This window comes from uncultured Allofournierella sp. (genome assembly GCA_944382705.1).
Taxonomy (GTDB): domain Bacteria; phylum Bacillota; class Clostridia; order Oscillospirales; family Ruminococcaceae; genus Allofournierella.
In genome coordinates, this window is record CALWNE010000056.1 from 37,250 (window position 1) to 55,653 (window position 18,404).

The following is an 18,404-nucleotide window of genomic DNA, read 5'->3' on the forward strand; positions in this document are numbered from 1 at the left end:
CAAACCACACCATTGGGGGTCGCAATATGAGTGTAAAATTCAACGGCAAATACCTGGAAAAGTTTGTGCAGGAGTCTGAGTTCAGCGCCATCTGGCCGCAGGTTCAGACAGCCCATCAGCAGCTGATGGACCGTACTGGCCCCGGCAACGATTTCCTGGGATGGGTAGATTTGCCCGTGGATTACGATAAGGAAGAATTCGCCCGCATCAAGGCTGCTGCTCAAAAAATCCGCAGCGACTCGGATGTTCTGGTGGTCATCGGCATTGGTGGTTCCTACCTGGGTGCCCGTGCCGCCATCGAGGCCATTCAGGGCCAGATGTACAACAACACCTGCAAAAAAGGCAATCCCCAGATTTTCTTTGCAGGCAGCTCCATCTCTCCCTCCTGCTTGCAGGACATTCTGGACTGCTGCGAGGGCAAAGAGGTGAGCGTGAATGTGATTTCCAAGTCCGGCACCACCACCGAGCCTGCACTGGCTTTCCGTGTATTTAAGGACTACATGGAGCGCCGCTATGGCGAGCAGGCGGCACAGCGTATTTACGCCACCACCGACCGCAGCCGCGGCACCCTCAAAAAGCAGGCGGACGAAGCCGGCTGGCAGACCTTTGTGGTGCCCGATGATGTGGGTGGCCGTTTCTCGGTTCTCACGGCTGTGGGCCTGCTGCCCATCGCCTGTGCAGGCTGTGACATCGACGCTTTGATGCAGGGTGCAGCCGACGCCCGCGCCGCTTACGCCGACGGAACCCAGTGGAACGACTGCTACCGCTACGCTGCCGCCCGCAACATTTTGTACCGCAAGGGTAAGGCTGTGGAGCTGCTGGCCGCTTACGAGCCCAACTTCACCATGATGAACGAGTGGTACAAGCAGCTGTTTGGCGAGAGCGAAGGCAAGGACGGCAAGGGCCTTATGCCCACCAGCGTGGTATTTTCCACCGACCTGCACTCCATGGGCCAGTTTGTACAGGAAGGCGCCCGCATCATGTTTGAAACAGTGGTGGACATCCAAAAACCCGCACGGGATTTGTTCATCCAGCTGGATGAACAGGACCGGGATGGCCTGAACTTCCTGGCCGGTCAGGAGATGAGCGTGGTCAACCGCAAGGCCATGGAAGGCACTATTCTGGCACACACCGACGGCGGTGTTCCCAACATTGTACTGGAGACTCCCAGCCTGGGCGAGTACGATCTGGGCTATCTGATTTATTTCTTCGAGCGGGCCTGTGCCATCAGCGGCTACCTGCTGGCAGTAAACCCCTTTGACCAGCCTGGCGTGGAGAGCTACAAAAAGAATATGTTTGCTCTGCTGGGCAAGCCTGGCTACGAAGACCGTAAGGCAGAACTGGAAGCAAAGCTGCACTAAGGCATTGTTTTCGGAACAAGCATAGAAAGGGCCGCAGCCAGCCTGCTAGGCCCCACACCAGTTAAGGAGGGACTTTATTATGATTAAACTGATTGTTGGCACCAAAGGCACCGGCAAGACCAAGGCAATGATCGACAGCATCAACGCTGTAACCAAAACTACCAACGGCAATGTAGTGGTAGTGGAAAAGTCCATGCAGCTTACTTACGACATCGACCATGCAGCACGCCTGATCGACCTGGATCGGTACAATGTGGCTGGTTATGATATGATGTTCGGTTTCGTGGCAGGTGTCCTGGCCGGCAACTACGACATTACCGAATTGTACATCGATGGTCTGCTGAAGGTTGTAGATAAGGACCTGACTGGTCTGGCAAAATTCCTGGCCGATGTGGAGGCCGCAGCAGGGGATACCAATGTAACCATTACCCTGTCCACGGCCGAAGAAACTCTGCCCGAAGAAGTAAAAAAATATCTGTAAAGGTATAACCAGGGGCGGGAGTCGAAAAAATGGCTCCCGCTTTTAATTTTTGTATTGACAAATTCAAACAGATTCGTTATACTGGTAAGGCAGTCTTTTAGAGGTGAACCATGCAATTTGATTTAAAGCGGTTTTTTCAGAATGGACGGGAGCCGTACCGTGCAACCCTGCATTTTGATGTAAGCAAATACGATTTCCCAGGTTACCAGGTGCTTGCACCGGTGGAGGGAGCGTTTTCTGCACATCCAACCGAAAATGGTGTGGAACTGCACTTGACTGCAACCGCACAGGTTACAACCGAATGCGCCCGCTGCCTTGCCCCCATTCATGAGCAATATAGCATTGAGCGGGACTGGCTGGTACGCCAGGTTGATTTGGATGACGACCTGTTGGAACTGCCCATCGATGAGACCGGCAAACTGAATTTGGAAGAACTGGTTTGCGAGGAACTTATGATGGAAATCCCCCCGGTACTGCTGTGCAGTCCGGATTGCCAAGGGCTATGCCATGTTTGCGGAAAACCCAAAGCAGCAGGTTGTACCTGTTGTGAGCAGGGCTCCACTACTCCCGTAGACGAACGGCTTGCTATATTAAAACAACTGCTGAATTAACTTCATTCACATTGAGGAGGTGCTTACAAATGGCAGTACCAAAGAGAAAGGTTTCCAAGGCACGGCGCGACAAGCGTCGCTCCTCTGTGTGGAAGCTGGAAGCCCCTGCACTGGTGAAGTGCAGCCAGTGCGGCGAGTACAAGCTCCCCCACCAGGTATGCGGCAATTGCGGCTACTACAAGGGCAAGGAAATCATCAAGAAGGAAGCGTAATCCGCTTTCCGTAAGAGCAAGGGGAGGGCTTCGCCTTCCCCTTTTTCTTGTCGTTTTTGCGGGCAAATTGGCCCGATGCAGCGGCCCGGATCAAGGCATGGATCTGGCGGCCGGAACAACTCTATCCATCCCTCAACAAAGGAGGCTTTTATGGCAAAACCCATTGTGGCAGTGGTTGGCCGCCCCAATGTGGGCAAATCCACCCTGTTTAACAAACTCATTGGCCAGCGTTTGGCCATTGTGGAAGATACACCCGGTGTAACTCGAGACCGGATTTTTGGCAATTGTGAATGGCAGAACCACGAATTTTTGCTGGTGGATACCGGCGGCATTGAGATGGGGGATGACGACATCCTCAAGCACATCCGCCAGCAGGCCCAGCTGGCCATTGATGCAGCGGAGTGCATTGTGATGGTGACCGACCTGCGGGCCGGCGTAACCGCACAGGACCAGGTCATTGCCAATATGCTGATGCGCAGCGGCAAGCCTGTGATTCTGGCTGTAAATAAAGTGGATAAAATCGGTGAGCCGCCCCTGGAGCTGTACGATTTTTACAGCCTGGGCCTGGGCGATGTATACCCCATTTCCAGTGTGCATGGTCACGGCACCGGTGATTTGTTGGAAGCCATCTGTGAGCATCTGAACTTTGGCGAAAACAGCGGCGAAGAAGATGACCGCATCAGCGTGGCAGTCATCGGCCGCCCCAATGTGGGCAAGTCCAGCCTGGTAAACCGCATTCTGGGCGAGGAGCGGATGATTGTTGCCAACCAGGCAGGTACCACCCGTGATGCCATCGACAGCCAGGTGGACAACAAGCACGGCAGCTTTATTTTTACCGACACCGCTGGCCTGCGCAAGCGGGGCAAGGTGGAGGAAGGTGTGGAGCGTTACAGTGTTCTGCGCAGCTTGGCAGCGGTGGAGCGCAGCAATGTGTGCGTAATTATGATTGACGCCACCGTGGGCTTTACCGAACAGGACTCCAAGGTGGCGGGCTACGCCCATGAGCAGGGCAAGGCCTGCATCATTGCAGTGAATAAATGGGATGCCATCGAAAAAGATGACAAAACCATGGATGTGTTCCGCAAACAGCTGGAAAACGATTTTAGCTTTATGAGCTATGCCCCCATTATCTTCATCAGTGCCAAAACCGGCCAGCGGCTGGATAAGCTGTTTGAGATGATTAAGTATGTGGACCAGCAAAATGCCTTGCGTGTAACCACTGGTATGCTGAACGAGCTGCTGGCCCGTGCCACTGCCCGCGTACAGCCCCCCAGCGACAAGGGCCGCCGGCTGAAAATCTACTACATGACCCAGATTTCCACCCGCCCGCCCACCTTTGTGTGCTTTGTAAACCGCAAGGACTTGTTCCATTTCTCCTATCAGCGTTATATCGAGAACCAGATTCGCCAGACCTTTGGTTTGGAAGGTACTCCCATCCGGTTGGTTGTGCGGGAACGGGGCGACGGAAATACCAAGTAATCGCTGCGGCATAAAATAATCCCCACAACAACACTGGAAGGAGTAGTTCCATGAATCTCACACAGACTGTGGCTTTGCTGTTGGTGGTTGCCCTGTTGGTAGGGTATCTGCTGGGCGGCATCAACTTTGGTGTGATTGTAAGCCGCTGCATCTACCACGAGGATGTGCGCAGCAAGGGCAGCGGCAACGCAGGCACCACCAATATCCTGCGCACCTACGGTAAAAAGGCTGCGGCCCTTACCCTGGCAGGGGACATGGGCAAAGGTGTGGTGGCAGTGCTGCTCTGCCACTGGCTGGCTACCCTGGCAACTGGTGCCGAAGTGAACGGTGTATACGCTGGCTACCTGGCAGCCATCGGTGCAGTGTGCGGGCATTTGTGGCCGGTTTGGTTTGGCTTTAAGGGCGGCAAGGGCGTTGCGGTAGCTGCCGGTGCCATTCTGGCCAGTGAGCCGGTGGTGCTGCTGGCTCTGCTGGTGGTATTCTTTGTGCTGGCCTTTTCCACCCGCATTGTAAGCCTTTCTTCCATCACAGCGGCGGCCCTTTATCCGGTGTTCACCGGACTTTGGTCCTGGTACAGCCACCGCAGCGTCCTGTTTACGGTGGTTTGTGCGGCTGTAATGGCTGCATTGGTGATTTGGATGCATCGAGCCAACATCCAGCGGTTGCTGAATGGCACAGAGTACAAATTTGGCGAAAAAAAGTCCTAAACATCAACAAAAAACAGACTTCAGGGTATGCCTGGAGTCTGTTTTTTTATAAATTATCCCAGGTGCCGGGTAGGAGCAATTGCATAAAAAGACGGAACGGGTGCTAAGAGAGCCTTAAAAGAAGATAGTAAGATGAAGGATGGAAGAATATCGGCAAGGCAGATGGCTTATGCCAGGATTACAGTACCGACTGCTCTAACTTAAAGAGTATCTTTTAGTACCCAATCCAACCTGCATAGTGAGATTGCAAAGCAGGCGCTGACAGGCTGGTGCAAAGCAAAACTTTTGCAGGATTTTCAAATGGATTTTTCAGAATTTTCACCATCAAAGAGTATACTGAACCACAAACTGCCCCGGGCTTTGTGCAGCCTGGGAGCGCAAAAAGGAGTGTGGTTTGCTTGATTCAAGTGGAACATTTGACCAAGCGATACAGCGGACATACTGCTGTGGAGGACATCTCGTTTCAGGTGCCGGAGGGCACCATCTGCGGATTGCTCGGCCCCAACGGGGCAGGCAAATCCACCACCATGAATGTGCTTACCGGGTATATTTCGGCCAGTGAGGGCAAGGTAAGCATTGCCGGGTGGGACATTCTGGAACAGCCTGCCAAGGCCAAAGCCTGCGTAGGCTATCTGCCGGAACAGCCGCCGCTCTATCTGGATATGACCCCGGCGGAGTATCTGGATTTTGCGGCAGAGCTTAAAGATGTAGCCCGCAAAGAGCGCAGCCAGCAGGTAGCCCAGGTGATGGAGCGCACCGGATTGGTGGAATTCCAGCATCGGCTCATCAAACAGCTTTCTAAGGGATACCGGCAGCGGGTGGGCCTTGCGGCGGCTCTGCTGGGCAATCCCAAGGTGATTATTCTGGATGAACCCACCGTGGGTCTGGACCCGGCTCAGGTGATTGAGATACGCAGCCTGATTCGGGAACTTGGCCGGGAGCATACCGTCATTTTGTCCAGCCATATCCTCAGCGAGGTGAGTGCCCTTTGCGACCATGTACTCATTATTGCAAAGGGCAAGCTGCTGGCCCAGGGAACGCCTGAGGAACTGGCCCGGCAGCTGGAGGCAAAAACCCAGCTGCGGGTAACAGCACTGGGCCAAGCCCAGCCGGTGCAGCAGGCTTTGCAGTGCCTGGAGGGCGTGGAAAGCATTCAGATTCTGGAGCAAAAGGGAGACGAGGTTACGGTTGAACTTCAGGTGGCTCAGGGATTGGACCTGCGGGCGGCTGTAAGCGAAAACCTTGCAAAGGCAGGCTGCCCGGTTCTGGGTCTTGTGGTGGACACCATGAGCCTGGAAGATGTGTTCCTGCAACTGACCGAGCAACAGGAACCTGAGCAGCAAGAAGCTGAGCAGCAGGAACTGGATGCTTGCCCGCAGGAAGATAGCCAGCTTGAACAGCCAGGGGAACAGGAGGAAGACCAATGATTGCCATTTTGAAGCGAGAGTTCAAAAGCTACTACAACGGCATGATGGGCTGGCTGCTGACAGCGGTTCTGCTGGTGTTTGGAGGGTTGTATTTCACGGCCGTAAACCTTCAGGGGGGATACACGGATTTTACCATGACCCTGTACAGCTTTGTGATTGTGCTGCTGATTTTTGTACCCCTGATTGCAATGCGCAGTTTTGCAGAGGAAAAACGCACAAAAACCGATCAGCTGCTGCTTACCAGCCCGGTAAGCATTGGCGCCATTGTGTTGGGTAAATACCTGGCTTTGCTGGCAGTGTTTGCGGTGCCGGTGGGCGTGATGGCCCTGTATCCTTTGGTGATGATGCAGTTCGGCACGGTGTCCCTGCTGGCCAGTTACAGCGGTATTTTGTGTTATCTGCTCATGGGTGCGGCCGCTCTCTCGGTTTGTATGTATCTTTCTGCACTGACCGAAAATCAAATCATTGCAGCCCTGGCTGGGTTTGGTGTGCTGCTGGCCAGCTACCTGATGCCCAGTATTCAAACCCTGTTTACCGCAGGAAGCGTGCTGGCACTGGGCTTGTTTGCGCTGATTTTGCTGGCAGTGGCAGTGGTTGTTGGCCTGCGCAGCCAAAGCATCAGCCTGGGATTCTTTGTGTTTGCTGCGGGGTTTGCGGTGCTGCTGGGGCTGTTTGTGGCCCGCAGCGGGTGGCTTTCCCAGGCGTTTTCCGCCCTGCTGGAAGGTGTTTGCCTTTTTTCGCCCTTTTTGCAGTTTGTAAATGGTTTGTTCAGTGTGCAGGCATTGGTGTACTACCTGAGTGTAATCGGCCTGTTTTTGTTCCTTACGGGACAAACGCTGGAAAAACGCCGTTGGAACTAAGGGCAGAAAGGAGAACAAACAACCATGAAACAATGCAAACAGTGGCTTGCCCGGTGGAAGGCACAACTTGCAGGCGCCAAAGGCAGCAAGGCTGCGTTCCGGCATGGAACAATGGCAAGCATACTCACAGCCTGCGTACTGGCAGTGGTGGTGCTGCTTAATTTGGTAATGGGAGCACTGCCCAGCGCATGGACGCAGTTTGACATCAGCCACTCCGGCCTGTACTCGGTGGGGGATACCACCAAGCAGCTACTGAGCCAGTTGCAGGAGGATGTGACCTTTTACTACCTGGCACAGACCGGCCAGGAGGATGAAAGCATCCTAACCTTTTTGCAGCGGTATACCGAGGAAAGCAGCCACCTCCACTGGGAACAGAAGGATCCGGCCATCTACCCCACTTTTGCCCAGCAGTACGATGCAGCCGATGCAAGCCAGGGCAGTATTTTGGTGGTGAGCGGCCAGCGCAGCAAGCTGGTGGATGCCCAGGACCTGTATGCCTACGATTATTCCAACTACTACACCACTGGCAGCTATGATGTTCAGTTTGACGGCGAACAGCAGCTTACCAGTGCGGTGTATTATGTAACAACCGAGGATTTGCCAAAGATTTACCAGCTCACCGGCCATGGAGAGCAAAGCCTGACCTCCAGCCAGCAGAATGCCCTTGCCATGCAGAACATTCAGCTGGAAAGCCTTTCTCTGGTGTCGGCCGAAAGCATTCCGGAAGATGCTTCGGCTCTTTTGGTGGCAGGGCCTACGGTGGACTACACCCAGGAGGATGTGCAGGTTCTGCGCAGCTATCTGGAACAGGGCGGCAATCTGATGGTGCTTACCGACAGTAGCGTCAGCACCCCCAATCTGGACAGCTTGATGGCGGAATTCGGCATGGAGCGGCAGCAGGGGTTGGTGGTGGAAGGCAATTCCTCCTACCATGCAAGGGGCTACAACTACTATCTGCTGCCCAAGGTGCAAAGCCACGAGAGCACCAGCGGCCTGGATGATTTGTATGTAATGCTGCCCTATGCCCAGGCTATTCAGTTTTCGGAGCTGGAGAATGTAACCCAGGAAGAACTGCTGCGCACCAGTTCCTCTGCCTACAACAAAGCCGCAGGCTACGAGATGACCACCACCGAAAAAGAAGCGGGCGATATTGAAGGCCCCTTTGTGGTGGGTGCCGCAGCGGTACGCACCAACGAAAATGAGAGCGAGAGCAAGCTGATTTGGCTTACCAGTGCAGGGATGATGCAGGAGTCCATGGATTATGCAGTGGGCGGCGGCAACAGCCAGCTGCTGCTGGGCTGTGCCAGCTGGATGAGCGGCCAGGACAGCGGCATTCTGATTGCAGCAAAAAGCCTTTCCGGCGATGTTCTCACAGTGAATGCGGCACAGTCTGCTTTGTGGGGCAACCTGACCACGCTGGTTTTGCCGGTGGGTTGCTTGGTAGCCGGTGCAGTTATTACCATTCGCCGCAGGAGGAGAGCATAATGGGAGCAAAACACAAGCTGGCTCTGGTGTTTGGCCTGGCTATTTTGGTGCTGGGCGGGCTGCTGTGCTGGGCCAATCTGGCCCAGCAAGAGCCGGAGAGCACAGAAACCACCCTATCTCTTTCGGATTTTGCGTCGGCCGATATCGAGGCATTTGGCTACACCTGGCAGGGGGAGAGCCTCTCCTTTGCACAGCGGGAACAGGTGGTGGAAAGCGACCCGGAAGAAAGTGAGGAAAGTGACCCGGCACAGAGCCAGGAGAGCGACACGGACACCCAGCAGGAGCCGGAAACCGAGCTTGTTTGGTATCTCACCCAGGAGCCGGAGTATCAACTGGACCAAAGCACAATATCCAGTATGCTCACCGCACTGTCCACCCTCACAGCCCAGCGCCAGTTGGAGCAGGCTGCCCCGGAATATGGTCTGGAGGAACCGGAGTTGACCATCTGGGTAACGGTGAACGGGCAGACTACCACCTGGAACTGCGGCATTACCAATACCATGACCCAAAGCCGCTACCTCCAAAAACAAGGGGAGAGCAGCGTGTATCTGGTATCGGCCAGCAGCCTGAATCTCTTTGAAAGCACCCAGCAGGAGCTGGGGGCGGTGGTAAGCCAATAATGCAGCAGGCACTCTATTTCATCCAAGAGGCAGTGATACTGCGGATGCAAGGCTGCGTTGGAAGCTTTCGCAAAGACTTATAAAAATAAGCAAAAATCCCCACCTGGATTTCGAGCATAGGCTCTTTCCAGGTGGGGATTTTCTTGCTATAAAACAGCTCTGCACTTTGGGAAGGCAGCTAAGAAGGAGCTGTTTGTTTACATATGATACTCGTTACTCCCCAGGGGCAGCGTCAGGAAGGGAATCCGGCTGCGGTTCCGAAGCAGCGGGAGGCTGTGTTGGAGTGGGCTCGGGGGTCGGCTCGGGAGTAGGTTCAGGAGTGGGTTCGGGGGTAGGCTGGGGAGTAGGCTGAGGAGTAGGCTGAGGGGTAGGCTCAGGCGAGGGAGTGGATGTGAGAGTAGGAGCGGCCGTGGGCTGTACAGCAGGGTTAGAAGTAGTGGGTTTTGAGGTGGAACCCCCAGATGGTTTGGAACTGTTTGCCGGGGCTTTGGTGGGTGCGATGGTGGGGTTCTGCGTGGGGGTGGCCACAGGCGCATCACTGGCAGAGTCCTCCGGTGCAGGTTCAGCCGTTGTTTCCGGTGCAGGTTCGGGTGTTACCTCGGGCACGGCTGGATTTTCGGCTCCAGGTGCAGCAGCAACTGGGGTAGCAGTGGGGGTGGCTGTGGGTTTGGTTGCCTTTTTCACCGTAATGGCATAGGCGGTGTTCAGCTCGCCCAAAGTCAGGGTAATGTTGGTGCTGCCTTCCTTCAGACCCTCCACCACCAGCTCCAAGGTTGCAGGTTCCTTGCTGGATTTTTGTACGGTGGCCTTGGCAATGGAAGCATTCTCTACGGTACATTTCACATCCTGGGCCGAAGGCAAGGTGGCCTCGGCAGGTGCAAAGGAAAGGGAAATGGTCTCTTTTTCGCCTTCTTCCACAGTGCCGGAATTCTTGTTTAAGGTTAGTTTCTCGGGCTGAATTACCACCGTCACACGGGTTTGGGCGGTGGCGGAGCGTTCACCGCTGGTCCATTGAGTGGTAATAATGCAGCTGCCAACAGCAACAGCAGAAACAGTGCCCTGCTCGTCCACAGTAGCAATGGAGGGGTCACTGCTGCTGTAAGTAAACGGCTGGGCAGTGGTATCCTCGCCTTCTATCAGGGGGTTAAGTGGCTGGCTGGAGGTGCCGTTCAAGGCCAGGGTTAAATTGGTGGGCACCTGGATGGCGGTTTCGGCGGCAATCACGGTGACTTTGCAGCTTGCATTCAGGGCACTGCCGGTATCCCATACAGAAATTTCCGCAGTACCAGGAGAAAGGGCGGCCACAAAGCCATCCTCATCCACCTGGGCTACCTGGGAGTTGCTGCTGCTCCATTTCAGCTGCAAACCCTGCGTGTTTTGTTCCACCATCAGCTGCTGAATCTGGCCCTGTTTTAATTCAACTTCCGCAGGCAGGCTCAGCTTGGAGCCTTTGGCAAAGCAGCCGGCAAAAAATAAGGTCATGGCTGCGCACAGCAGTGCAGCTATGATACGATTGCTGTGTTTCAACATGAATCCTCCTTTCAAGATGTCAAGCACTTTTATTCAAAAAAGTCTATCATATTCAGTATACTGGGATTGGAAACTTATTACAAGAAAAAGTTGAAAAAAGCCAGGTTTACACAGGAGCCAAGCAAACCGGCCTTGCCGCAGGGGTAAGGTTTTGAATATGGGCAAGTTTTGCTTTAAAAGCGGCAAAAAAGCGGGATGCCGCAGCTGCCCGGCCTGAAAAAAGCCCCCTGGGCAGACTCACCGGCAAGGTGAGAAAACCCAGGGGGGGAGATTATGCATAAAAGAAAGAAGAATTATTCCTCGTCTTCTCCATGGCCGTGGAGATGCTCGTGCTCGTGAGAGCAGCCGGAGCAGCAGCCGTTGCAGGAGGGGATATCATCCACAGGCAAGCCGTTGCGGGTGCGATAGTCGGCAATGGCGGCCTGTACAGCTTCCTCAGCCAGCACAGAGCAGTGAATTTTTTGAGGGGGCAGACCGTCCAGAGCCTCGGTCACAGCCTTGTTGGTGAGCTTGAGAGCTTCGTCTACAGACTTGCCCTTAATCATCTCGGTAGCCATGCTGCTGGAAGCAATGGCGCTGCCGCAGCCAAAGGTGTTGAACTTTACATCGGTAATGATGTCGTTGTCGATTTTCAGGTAGATTTTCATGATGTCGCCGCACTTGGCGTTGCCAACCTCGCCCACGCCATCAGCGTCTTCGATGGTGCCAACATTGCGGGGTTTCAGAAAATGGTCCATTACCTTTTCACTGTATAACATAATCCTTGTTTCCTTTCTGAAGATCATCCCATACGGGGGAGATAGAGCGCAGATAGCCAACTACTTCGGTAACGGCTTCCACGATAGCGTCCATTTCTTCCATGGTGTTTTCGTGGCTCAGGCTCAAACGCAGGGAGCCGTGAGCTACCTCATGGGGCAGGCCAATGGCCAGCAGCACATGGCTGGGGTCCAGAGAACCGGAGGTGCAGGCAGAACCGGAAGAACCGCATACACCCTTCTGGTCCAACAGCAGCAGGAGAGCCTCGCCCTCAATGCCTTCAAAGCAGAAGCTGGCGCAGCCGGGCAGACGGTTGACCGGGTCGCCGGTGAGGGTGGAGTGGGGAATCTTGGTGATGCCTTCAATCAGGCGGTCACGCATGGCGCGCAGGTGAGCGGTGTGCTCGTCCATCTTCTCCACAGCTTCTTCCAGTGCAGCAGCCATGCCAGCAATGGCGGGCAGGTTTTCGGTACCGGCACGCTTGCCACGCTCCTGGGCGCCGCCTTCAATCAGAACGGCAGGGGCAACACCCTTGCGGATGTACAGCGCACCAACGCCCTTGGGGCCATGGAACTTATGGCCGGACAGGCTGAGCATATCAATGTTATCGGCCTGTACATCAATGGGCAGATGGCCTACCGCCTGCACAGCGTCGGTGTGGAACAGCACGCCATGCTTGCGGCAGATTTCGCCAATGGCACGGATGGGCTGAATGGAGCCGATTTCGTTGTTTGCATACATAATGGTAACCAGAGCAGTGTCCGGCCGGAGAGCAGCCTCCAGCTCGTCCAGGTGCACCATACCGTTGGAATGAACATCCAGGTAGGTTACCTCAAAGCCCTGTTTTTCCAGCTTTTGCAGGGTGTTCAGCACAGCGTGATGCTCAAACTTGGTGGATACGATGTGCTTTTTGCCCTTGCGCTCGCCCAGCACAGCACCGGTGAGGATGGCCTGGTTGTCGGCCTCGCTGCCGCCGGAAGTAAAAATAATATCCCGCGGCTCACAGTTCAGGATGCTGGCAATCTTGCTGCGGCTTTCGGCCAAAGCAACGGCGGCCAGCTGGCCGGGGGTGTGCAGGCTGGAGGGGTTGGCGTAATTCTGCTCCATAACCTCCAGCATAACCTGAGTTGCACGGCGGCTGGGTTTGGTGGTAGCCGCATTATCGGCATAAATCCGGTTCATTACTGTCCTCCTAAAAATACAAACCGCACAAGGGCGCGGGAACCGGCCCGGCGGTGGAAGTTATATTCGGCACAGACCCGGCATCCGCCTGGTCCGGCATCGACATTGTTATGATAACACTTAATTCCCACCAAGTCAATAGGACTTGAAAATCTATTGGGCTGAAATTTCGCTGCTGGAACGGGCAGCGAAGGAGTCCGGCAGTGTGCCGTCCATCAAATCTTTTAAGGTAATGCTTTCCAAAAATCCGTCCACCAAAGCTTCCAGCCGCAGCCATAGGGGCAGCGTGCTGCATTGGTCGGCCCGGGGGCAGTCGCCGTCTGAGCAGCCCCGGCAATTTACGGGGGTAAGCTCTCCTTCGGCTGCCTTTAAGATAGCACAGATGGAGTAGGTTTCGGGTGAGCGGGAAAGCCGGTAACCGCCGGACTTACCCCGGCGGCTTTCCAAAAAGCCTGCTTTGTTAAGCAGGGCCACAATCGCTTCCAGGTATTTCATGGAAATGCTCTGCCGCTCTGCGATGCCAGCCAGGGAGACATAATCCTCCGGCGGGCTGGAGGCCAGGTCCAGCATCACGCGCAGGGCATAACGCCCCTTGGTAGAAATCATCATGAGACGGGTACCTCGTTGTTGTATTACGCAATAAAACAACAGGGCTATGGATGTGAAAACGGCTAAAGCCGCTTTGGCAAAGGACCTGTTGTTGTTATCATTGTGCAATATTTTTTTTTAAAAATCAAGGGGGAAATATAAACAATGCAAAAAAACAGATGGGATAGGGGCAAGCAAAATTGCCAATCAAAAGGGCTTGCAGCAAAGGTTGTTCTTGTAAAAGACAGGGGCATCCCCTTATAATAGATAGTACAATATCTGCCAAAGAACAGAGTCAATACCGGGGGAAGGGGTGCTGTGGGTGATTCGCATTGCCATTGTAGAGGATGAAGATAGCTATGCAGCTCAGCTGGAGGAGTTTTTGCGGCGGTATGCCCAGGAAAGTGGCCAGCAGATCGCCGTCTGCCGGTTTACCGATGGAGACGAAATTGTGGAAGGGTACCACCACGCCTACGACATTGTTTTGATGGATGTGGAGATGAAATACATGGATGGTATGACCGCCGCCGAAGAAATCCGCAAGGTGGACCCGGAAGTGGTGATTGTGTTCATTACCAATATGGCCCAGTATGCCATCCGGGGTTATGCGGTGGATGCGCTGGATTATGTGCTCAAGCCGGTAAGCTATTTTGCTTTTTCCCAGCGGCTTAACCGGGCCATTGGCCGGATGAAAAAACGGGCCAGGCGGTATATGACCATCTCCATTCGCGGCGGCGCGCAAAAGCTGGATATCGGGCGGCTGCATTATGTGGAAAGCCAGGGACATAACCTGTTGTTCCATACAGAGGATGGAATATACACCAGCAGCGGAACCATGAAGGAAGCAGAGGAAAAACTGGAAGGTCAGAATTTTTTTCGGTGCAACAAGGGGTACCTGGTGAATCTGGAGTATGTGGATGCGGTACGGGATGGCTGTGCACTGGTAAAAGGGCAGGAGCTGCCCATCAGTCGTGCCCGCAAAAATGATTTTATGGAGGCACTGGCCGGCTATGTGGGTGAGGTGGCAAAATGATTGATCTACTAGGGGATATTCCCCGGCTGCATACAGCCCTGGCCGAATGGCTGGCCTGCCTTGTGTATCTGAGCCAGGAGCCCCAGCGTGTGCGGGGCAAACGCTTTTGGATGGCGGCCCTGGCGGTGCTGGCAGTGCAGATGCTTTTTTTGCAGCTGACCGATAATGTCCCCCTGCTGTTCTGGATGCCCTGCATGGGGGTGGCAGTGGCCCTAATGCAGCTGTTTTTGCAGCTGGCTGGCCGCACTGGGTTTGCCCAGGCCAGCTATCAGTGTATGCGGGCGTTTGTGCTGGCAGAATTTGCAGCGGCCCTGGAGTGGCAGACCTACGCTTTTTTGGTAGTGCAGGGGATAGGCCCGGGTTTGTGGATGCAGCTGGGCTGTATGCTGGGCTGCTATGGGCTGGTCTTTGGGTTTATGTACCGGCTGGAAGGCCGCATCAGCCTGGCAGAAATCCACACAGCCGTTACCCCACGGGAGCTGGGAGGGGCTGTAATTATTGTTTTGACGGCCTTTTTTGTGAGCAATTTGAGCTATGCCTACGCAGATACCGGCTTTAGCAGTCCCTTTTTGCTGGATATCTTCAACACCCGCACTCTGGTGGATTTGGGCGGTGTTGCGGTGCTGTATGCCTACCACCTTCAGCGGCGGGAGCTTCAGATGCGTTACGAGCTGGATTCCATCCAGAATGTACTCCAAAACCAGTATGTGCAGTACCGCCAATCACGGGATACCATTGAGGTAATCGACCGCAAATATCACGACCTGAAGCATCAGATTGCGGCCCTGCGGGCAGAACAGGACCCCCAGCGGCGGAATGCCTGGCTGGATGAGATGGAACAGGACATTAAGGCCTACGAGGCCCAGAACAAAACGGGCAACCCTGTGCTGGACACCGTGCTCACCGGCAAGAGCCTGTACTGCCAAAAACACGGCATTGCCCTTACCTGCGTGGCAGATGGAAGCTTGCTGGACTTTTTGGATGTGCGGGACATCTGCACTATTTTTGGCAACGCACTGGACAACGCCATCGAGTGTGAACTTACCATTCCGGATAAAAATTGCAGGCTCATTCATGTAACGGTCAGCGCTCAAAAAGCGTTTTTGCTGCTGCGGTTTGAGAACTATTGCAAAGACCGGCGGCAGTTTGAGCAGGGGCTGCCCATTACCACCAAGCAGGATAAAAACTACCATGGATTTGGCCTTAAAAGCATCCGGTATACTGCTGCAAAGTATGGCGGCAGCGTAAAGGTGGAACAGCAGGAGGACTGGTTTGTGGTAAAGGTGCTGATTCCGCTGCCGGAGTCGGATAACAATACAGCAAAATCCACTTAATTAATCAGGTGGCCGCAGGGTTTTTGGCAAATTGCCGAAACTCCGCGGCTTTTGTTTGTGATAAACAGACAATCCAAACTGCTGTTTGCGCAAAAAATGTACAGTTTGTGAAGGCTTTGTAAAGAATCGGTAAGAAATGTGATATACTGGCAATGAAAAAAGCAGGGACGGTTATCTTGCGGTAGCTCCCTGCTTTACAGTCAGTTTGCGGAGGGTACGCTGCAACATGGCTGCCGATCGGGAACGGTGGCCATTAAGGCACAGCGATGCGGCAAAATGGCTGAATAGACGAAATTTTGCGTATAAGGAGGAAACAAAATGCTGTCTATCAATATGGACGATGTTGTAAAGATTCTCACATCAATTAAAACCGAGCTGATTGGCTTCGGCGTAGTGCTGCTATTGGCGATTGTTGCAATGGTGGGCTGCGTCAAACTGTCCAAAAGCAAAAAGTTCCTGGTGCGCAGCCAGGCAGGCATGGCTCTTTTGCTGGCCCTGATTGTTACTGTGAACGCAATCTGCTTTGGCCCCATGTTCACCGTAATCAACCTGGCCATGGGCGGCGGCTCCATCACGGATGAGAGCATGGCCGAGGCATACGAAGTAAATATGGAACTGGTTGGTGAGGGTGTAACCCTGCTGGAGAACGACGGCGTCCTGCCTTTGACCAGCGGCTCCAACCTGAATGTATTTGGCTGGGCATCCACCGCTCCCGTGTACGGTGGTGTTGGTTCTGGTGCTCTGAACGACCAGTACGCTGTAACCGACCTGATTACCGGCCTTAAAAACGCTGGCCTGAATGTGAACGAGGACCTGGTAAACTTCTACGAAACCTATCAGGCCGAGCGTCCCAGCGTGGGTATGTGGGCACAGGATTGGACTCTTCCCGAACCCAATGTGAATGCCTATACCGACGAGCTGATGAACAGTGCAAAGGAATTTTCTGACACTGCGCTGGTGGTAATCTCCCGTCCCGGCGGCGAAAATGCGGATATGCCCACCGATATGGTTTCTGTGGCTGATGGCAGCTGGAAAGAGCGGGATGCCCTCACCGGCAACAGCTACTTCAACGGTGTATACGACGAAGACCTGAACGAAGGCGCTGACTGGGATGCAGGGGACCACTACCTGGAGCTGAGCAACCGGGAAGAAGACCTGCTGGATATGGTCAGCAAGAACTTCGACAAGGTGATTGTACTTATTAACACCAACAACGCCATGGAGCTGGGCTTCCTGGAGGAGTATGGTGTGAACGCCGCTGTCTACACTCCCTGCCCTGGCCAAAACGGCTTTGATGCTGTGGGCAAGGTGTTTACCGGCGAGGTAAACCCCTCCGGCAAAACGGTGGATACCTGGCTGTACGATTTGTTCCAGTCTCCCACTGCCAACAACTTTGGTCAGTTCACCTACGACAACATGGACGAACACAAGGTGGTTTCCGTGAACTTTATCACCCAGCAGGAAACCACTGCAATGCCCAGCTTTATCAACTATGTTGAGGGCATTTATGTGGGCTATAAGTTCTACGAAACTGCTGCCGCCGAAGGCCTGATTGACTACGACGCTGTTGTTGCATATCCCTTTGGCTACGGCCTGTCCTACACCACCTTCAGCCAGAAGATGGGCCCCATCACCGAGGAAAACGGCACCCTCAGCTTTGATGTAACCGTTACCAACACCGGCAGCGTGGCCGGCAAGACGGTTGTGGAGGTTTACTTCAATCCTCCCTACACCAACGGCGGCATCGAGAAGGCAACCGCCAACCTGGTGGCTTTTGACAAAACCGATCTTCTGGAGCCCGGCGCATCTCAGACTGTGACCATCAGCTTTAAGGCCGAGGACATGGCTTCCTACGACAGCTACGGCGCTGCTGCCTATGTGCTGGAAGCCGGTGACTATGTCATCAGCATCAATTCCGACTCTCATACCGTGCTGGACAGCCAGGTATACAATGTGCCTTCCACCATTGTGTACAGCGATGGCCGTTCCACCGACAAAACCGCTCCCACCAACCAGTTCCAGGATGTGGAGGGCGATGTGGTTTACCTTTCCCGTAAGGATGGCTTTGCCAACTATCAGGAGGCAACTGCTGTCCCTGCAAGCCTCTCCATGTCTGAGGAGCACAAGGCTGCCTTCCTGAACAACGCCAACTACGACCCTGCAAACTACAACAACGCCGATGACCAGATGCCCACCACCGGTGCCCAAAATGGCCTGCAGCTGGTGGATATGCGCGGCGTTGCCTACGATGATGCCCAGTGGGATACCTTCCTGGATCAGCTCACCGTTACCGACATGGATACCCTGATTGCTCTGGGCGGCTACCAGACTGCCCCTGTGGCAAACATCGGCAAGGTGCAGACCTACGACTGTGATGGCCCTGCTTCCATCAACAACAACTTTACCAAACAGGGCTCCATCGGCTTTGCTGGTACTGTGTTGATGGCCTCCACCTGGAATACCGATACGGTTTACAAGTTTGGTTCTTCCATCGGCCGCATGGCCAATGATCTGGATGTTTCCGGCTGGTATGCTCCTGCCATGAACATTCATCGCTCTGCTTTCAGCGGCCGTAACTTTGAGTACTACTCCGAGGATGGCTTGCTCAGCGGCAAGCTGGCTGCCCAGGCCATTCAGGGTGCCGAGCAGTTTGGTGTATACGCTTACATCAAGCACTATGCCCTGAACGACCAGGAAACCAACCGTAACAGCATGCTGTGCACCTGGGTCAATGAGCA

At 54.3% G+C, this 18,404-nt stretch carries 17 protein-coding genes; 13 read left to right on the plus strand and 4 right to left on the minus strand.

The features are described 5' to 3' along the window. Positions 1 to 26: 26 nt before the first annotated feature. From ACH2EM_RS08690 to ACH2EM_RS08735, 10 genes are all read left to right on the plus strand, one after another. The gene (locus ACH2EM_RS08690; RefSeq protein ID WP_395151921.1) at positions 27 to 1,361 is read left to right on the plus strand and encodes a glucose-6-phosphate isomerase; all 1,335 of its coding nucleotides are present in this window, start codon (positions 27 to 29) and stop codon (positions 1,359 to 1,361) included. A 79-nt stretch (positions 1,362 to 1,440) separates the two neighbouring features. Further along, complete coding sequence (locus ACH2EM_RS08695; protein WP_395151923.1) at positions 1,441 to 1,842, plus strand: hypothetical protein; 402 nt, start codon at positions 1,441 to 1,443, stop codon at positions 1,840 to 1,842. A 110-nt stretch (positions 1,843 to 1,952) separates the two neighbouring features. Next, positions 1,953 to 2,453: a YceD family protein gene (locus ACH2EM_RS08700; protein ID WP_395151925.1), complete on the plus strand. Its 501-nt coding sequence runs from the start codon at positions 1,953 to 1,955 to the stop codon at positions 2,451 to 2,453. A gap of 29 nt (positions 2,454 to 2,482) precedes the next feature. Then, positions 2,483 to 2,665 carry a 50S ribosomal protein L32 gene (rpmF, locus tag ACH2EM_RS08705; protein ID WP_058967140.1) on the plus strand — a complete coding sequence of 61 codons (183 nt, stop codon included), beginning with the start codon at positions 2,483 to 2,485 and terminating at the stop codon, positions 2,663 to 2,665. 150 nt (positions 2,666 to 2,815) lie between these two features. Further along, positions 2,816 to 4,144 carry a ribosome biogenesis GTPase Der gene (der, locus tag ACH2EM_RS08710; protein WP_395151927.1) on the plus strand — a complete coding sequence of 443 codons (1,329 nt, stop codon included), beginning with the start codon at positions 2,816 to 2,818 and terminating at the stop codon, positions 4,142 to 4,144. Between the two features lie 50 nt (positions 4,145 to 4,194). Beyond that, positions 4,195 to 4,851: a glycerol-3-phosphate 1-O-acyltransferase PlsY gene (plsY, locus tag ACH2EM_RS08715; protein WP_395151929.1), complete on the plus strand. Its 657-nt coding sequence runs from the start codon at positions 4,195 to 4,197 to the stop codon at positions 4,849 to 4,851. A 407-nt stretch (positions 4,852 to 5,258) separates the two neighbouring features. Further along, positions 5,259 to 6,278, plus strand: coding sequence for an ABC transporter ATP-binding protein (locus tag ACH2EM_RS08720; RefSeq protein ID WP_395151953.1), 1,020 nt, complete (start codon positions 5,259 to 5,261; stop codon positions 6,276 to 6,278). Then, positions 6,275 to 7,138, plus strand: a complete 864-nt coding sequence (locus tag ACH2EM_RS08725; RefSeq protein WP_395151931.1) for an ABC transporter permease — start codon at positions 6,275 to 6,277, stop codon at positions 7,136 to 7,138. The genes ACH2EM_RS08720 and ACH2EM_RS08725 overlap by 4 nt, the downstream gene beginning before the upstream one ends. A 24-nt stretch (positions 7,139 to 7,162) precedes the next feature. Then, on the plus strand, positions 7,163 to 8,623 hold the full coding sequence (locus ACH2EM_RS08730) for a GldG family protein (protein WP_395151933.1): 1,461 nt from the start codon (positions 7,163 to 7,165) through the stop codon (positions 8,621 to 8,623). After that, positions 8,623 to 9,243, plus strand: coding sequence for a DUF4340 domain-containing protein (locus ACH2EM_RS08735; RefSeq protein WP_395151935.1), 621 nt, complete (start codon positions 8,623 to 8,625; stop codon positions 9,241 to 9,243). Before ACH2EM_RS08730 ends, ACH2EM_RS08735 begins: the two co-directional genes overlap by 1 nt. A gap of 213 nt (positions 9,244 to 9,456) precedes the next feature. On the opposite strand, the gene ACH2EM_RS08740 is transcribed toward ACH2EM_RS08735, so the two are convergent. The 4 genes from ACH2EM_RS08740 to ACH2EM_RS08755 all read right to left on the minus strand — a co-directional run bounded on the left by ACH2EM_RS08740 (position 9,457) and on the right by ACH2EM_RS08755 (position 13,320). After that, positions 9,457 to 10,773 (minus strand): Ig-like domain-containing protein, encoded by a 1,317-nt coding sequence (locus ACH2EM_RS08740; protein ID WP_395151937.1) that lies wholly within the window; start codon positions 10,771 to 10,773, stop codon positions 9,457 to 9,459. 293 nt (positions 10,774 to 11,066) lie between these two features. Then, a complete protein-coding gene (gene nifU / locus ACH2EM_RS08745) occupies positions 11,067 to 11,531 on the minus strand; it encodes a Fe-S cluster assembly scaffold protein NifU (protein WP_395151939.1) in 465 nt (154 codons plus the stop codon). Next, entirely contained in the window at positions 11,518 to 12,711 is a 1,194-nt protein-coding gene (locus tag ACH2EM_RS08750; protein WP_395151941.1) for a cysteine desulfurase family protein, read from the minus strand. Before ACH2EM_RS08750 ends, nifU begins: the two co-directional genes overlap by 14 nt. 153 nt (positions 12,712 to 12,864) lie before the next feature. After that, positions 12,865 to 13,320: an RrF2 family transcriptional regulator gene (locus tag ACH2EM_RS08755; protein ID WP_395151943.1), complete on the minus strand. Its 456-nt coding sequence runs from the start codon at positions 13,318 to 13,320 to the stop codon at positions 12,865 to 12,867. A 301-nt stretch (positions 13,321 to 13,621) separates the two neighbouring features. Between ACH2EM_RS08755 and ACH2EM_RS08760 the strand changes: the two genes are divergently transcribed. From ACH2EM_RS08760 to ACH2EM_RS08770, 3 genes are all read left to right on the plus strand, one after another. Then, entirely contained in the window at positions 13,622 to 14,332 is a 711-nt protein-coding gene (locus ACH2EM_RS08760) for a LytR/AlgR family response regulator transcription factor (protein ID WP_395151945.1), read from the plus strand. Then, the gene (locus ACH2EM_RS08765; protein ID WP_395151947.1) at positions 14,329 to 15,666 is read left to right on the plus strand and encodes a GHKL domain-containing protein; all 1,338 of its coding nucleotides are present in this window, start codon (positions 14,329 to 14,331) and stop codon (positions 15,664 to 15,666) included. The genes ACH2EM_RS08760 and ACH2EM_RS08765 overlap by 4 nt, the downstream gene beginning before the upstream one ends. A 318-nt stretch (positions 15,667 to 15,984) precedes the next feature. Next, positions 15,985 to 18,404, plus strand: a 2,420-nt coding sequence (locus tag ACH2EM_RS08770; RefSeq protein ID WP_395151949.1) for a glycoside hydrolase family 3 C-terminal domain-containing protein, incomplete at its 3' end; no start/stop codon positions are given.

Excerpts from the sequence above, each read along its gene's own strand:
- der (WP_395151927.1), top strand. The coding sequence starts at position 2,816 with ATGGCAAAACCCATTGTGGCAGTGGTTGGCCGCCCCAATGTGGGCAAA.
- nifU (WP_395151939.1), bottom strand. The coding sequence starts at position 11,531 with ATGTTATACAGTGAAAAGGTAATGGACCATTTTCTGAAACCCCGCAAT.
- plsY (WP_395151929.1), top strand. The coding sequence starts at position 4,195 with ATGAATCTCACACAGACTGTGGCTTTGCTGTTGGTGGTTGCCCTGTTG.
- ACH2EM_RS08700 (WP_395151925.1), top strand. The coding sequence starts at position 1,953 with ATGCAATTTGATTTAAAGCGGTTTTTTCAGAATGGACGGGAGCCGTAC.
- ACH2EM_RS08690 (WP_395151921.1), top strand. The coding sequence starts at position 27 with ATGAGTGTAAAATTCAACGGCAAATACCTGGAAAAGTTTGTGCAGGAG.
- ACH2EM_RS08755 (WP_395151943.1), bottom strand. The coding sequence starts at position 13,320 with ATGATGATTTCTACCAAGGGGCGTTATGCCCTGCGCGTGATGCTGGAC.
- ACH2EM_RS08695 (WP_395151923.1), top strand. The coding sequence starts at position 1,441 with ATGATTAAACTGATTGTTGGCACCAAAGGCACCGGCAAGACCAAGGCA.
- ACH2EM_RS08740 (WP_395151937.1), bottom strand. The coding sequence starts at position 10,773 with ATGTTGAAACACAGCAATCGTATCATAGCTGCACTGCTGTGCGCAGCC.
- ACH2EM_RS08725 (WP_395151931.1), top strand. The coding sequence starts at position 6,275 with ATGATTGCCATTTTGAAGCGAGAGTTCAAAAGCTACTACAACGGCATG.
- ACH2EM_RS08730 (WP_395151933.1), top strand. The coding sequence starts at position 7,163 with ATGAAACAATGCAAACAGTGGCTTGCCCGGTGGAAGGCACAACTTGCA.
- rpmF (WP_058967140.1), top strand. The coding sequence starts at position 2,483 with ATGGCAGTACCAAAGAGAAAGGTTTCCAAGGCACGGCGCGACAAGCGT.
- ACH2EM_RS08735 (WP_395151935.1), top strand. The coding sequence starts at position 8,623 with ATGGGAGCAAAACACAAGCTGGCTCTGGTGTTTGGCCTGGCTATTTTG.
- ACH2EM_RS08750 (WP_395151941.1), bottom strand. The coding sequence starts at position 12,711 with ATGAACCGGATTTATGCCGATAATGCGGCTACCACCAAACCCAGCCGC.
- ACH2EM_RS08765 (WP_395151947.1), top strand. The coding sequence starts at position 14,329 with ATGATTGATCTACTAGGGGATATTCCCCGGCTGCATACAGCCCTGGCC.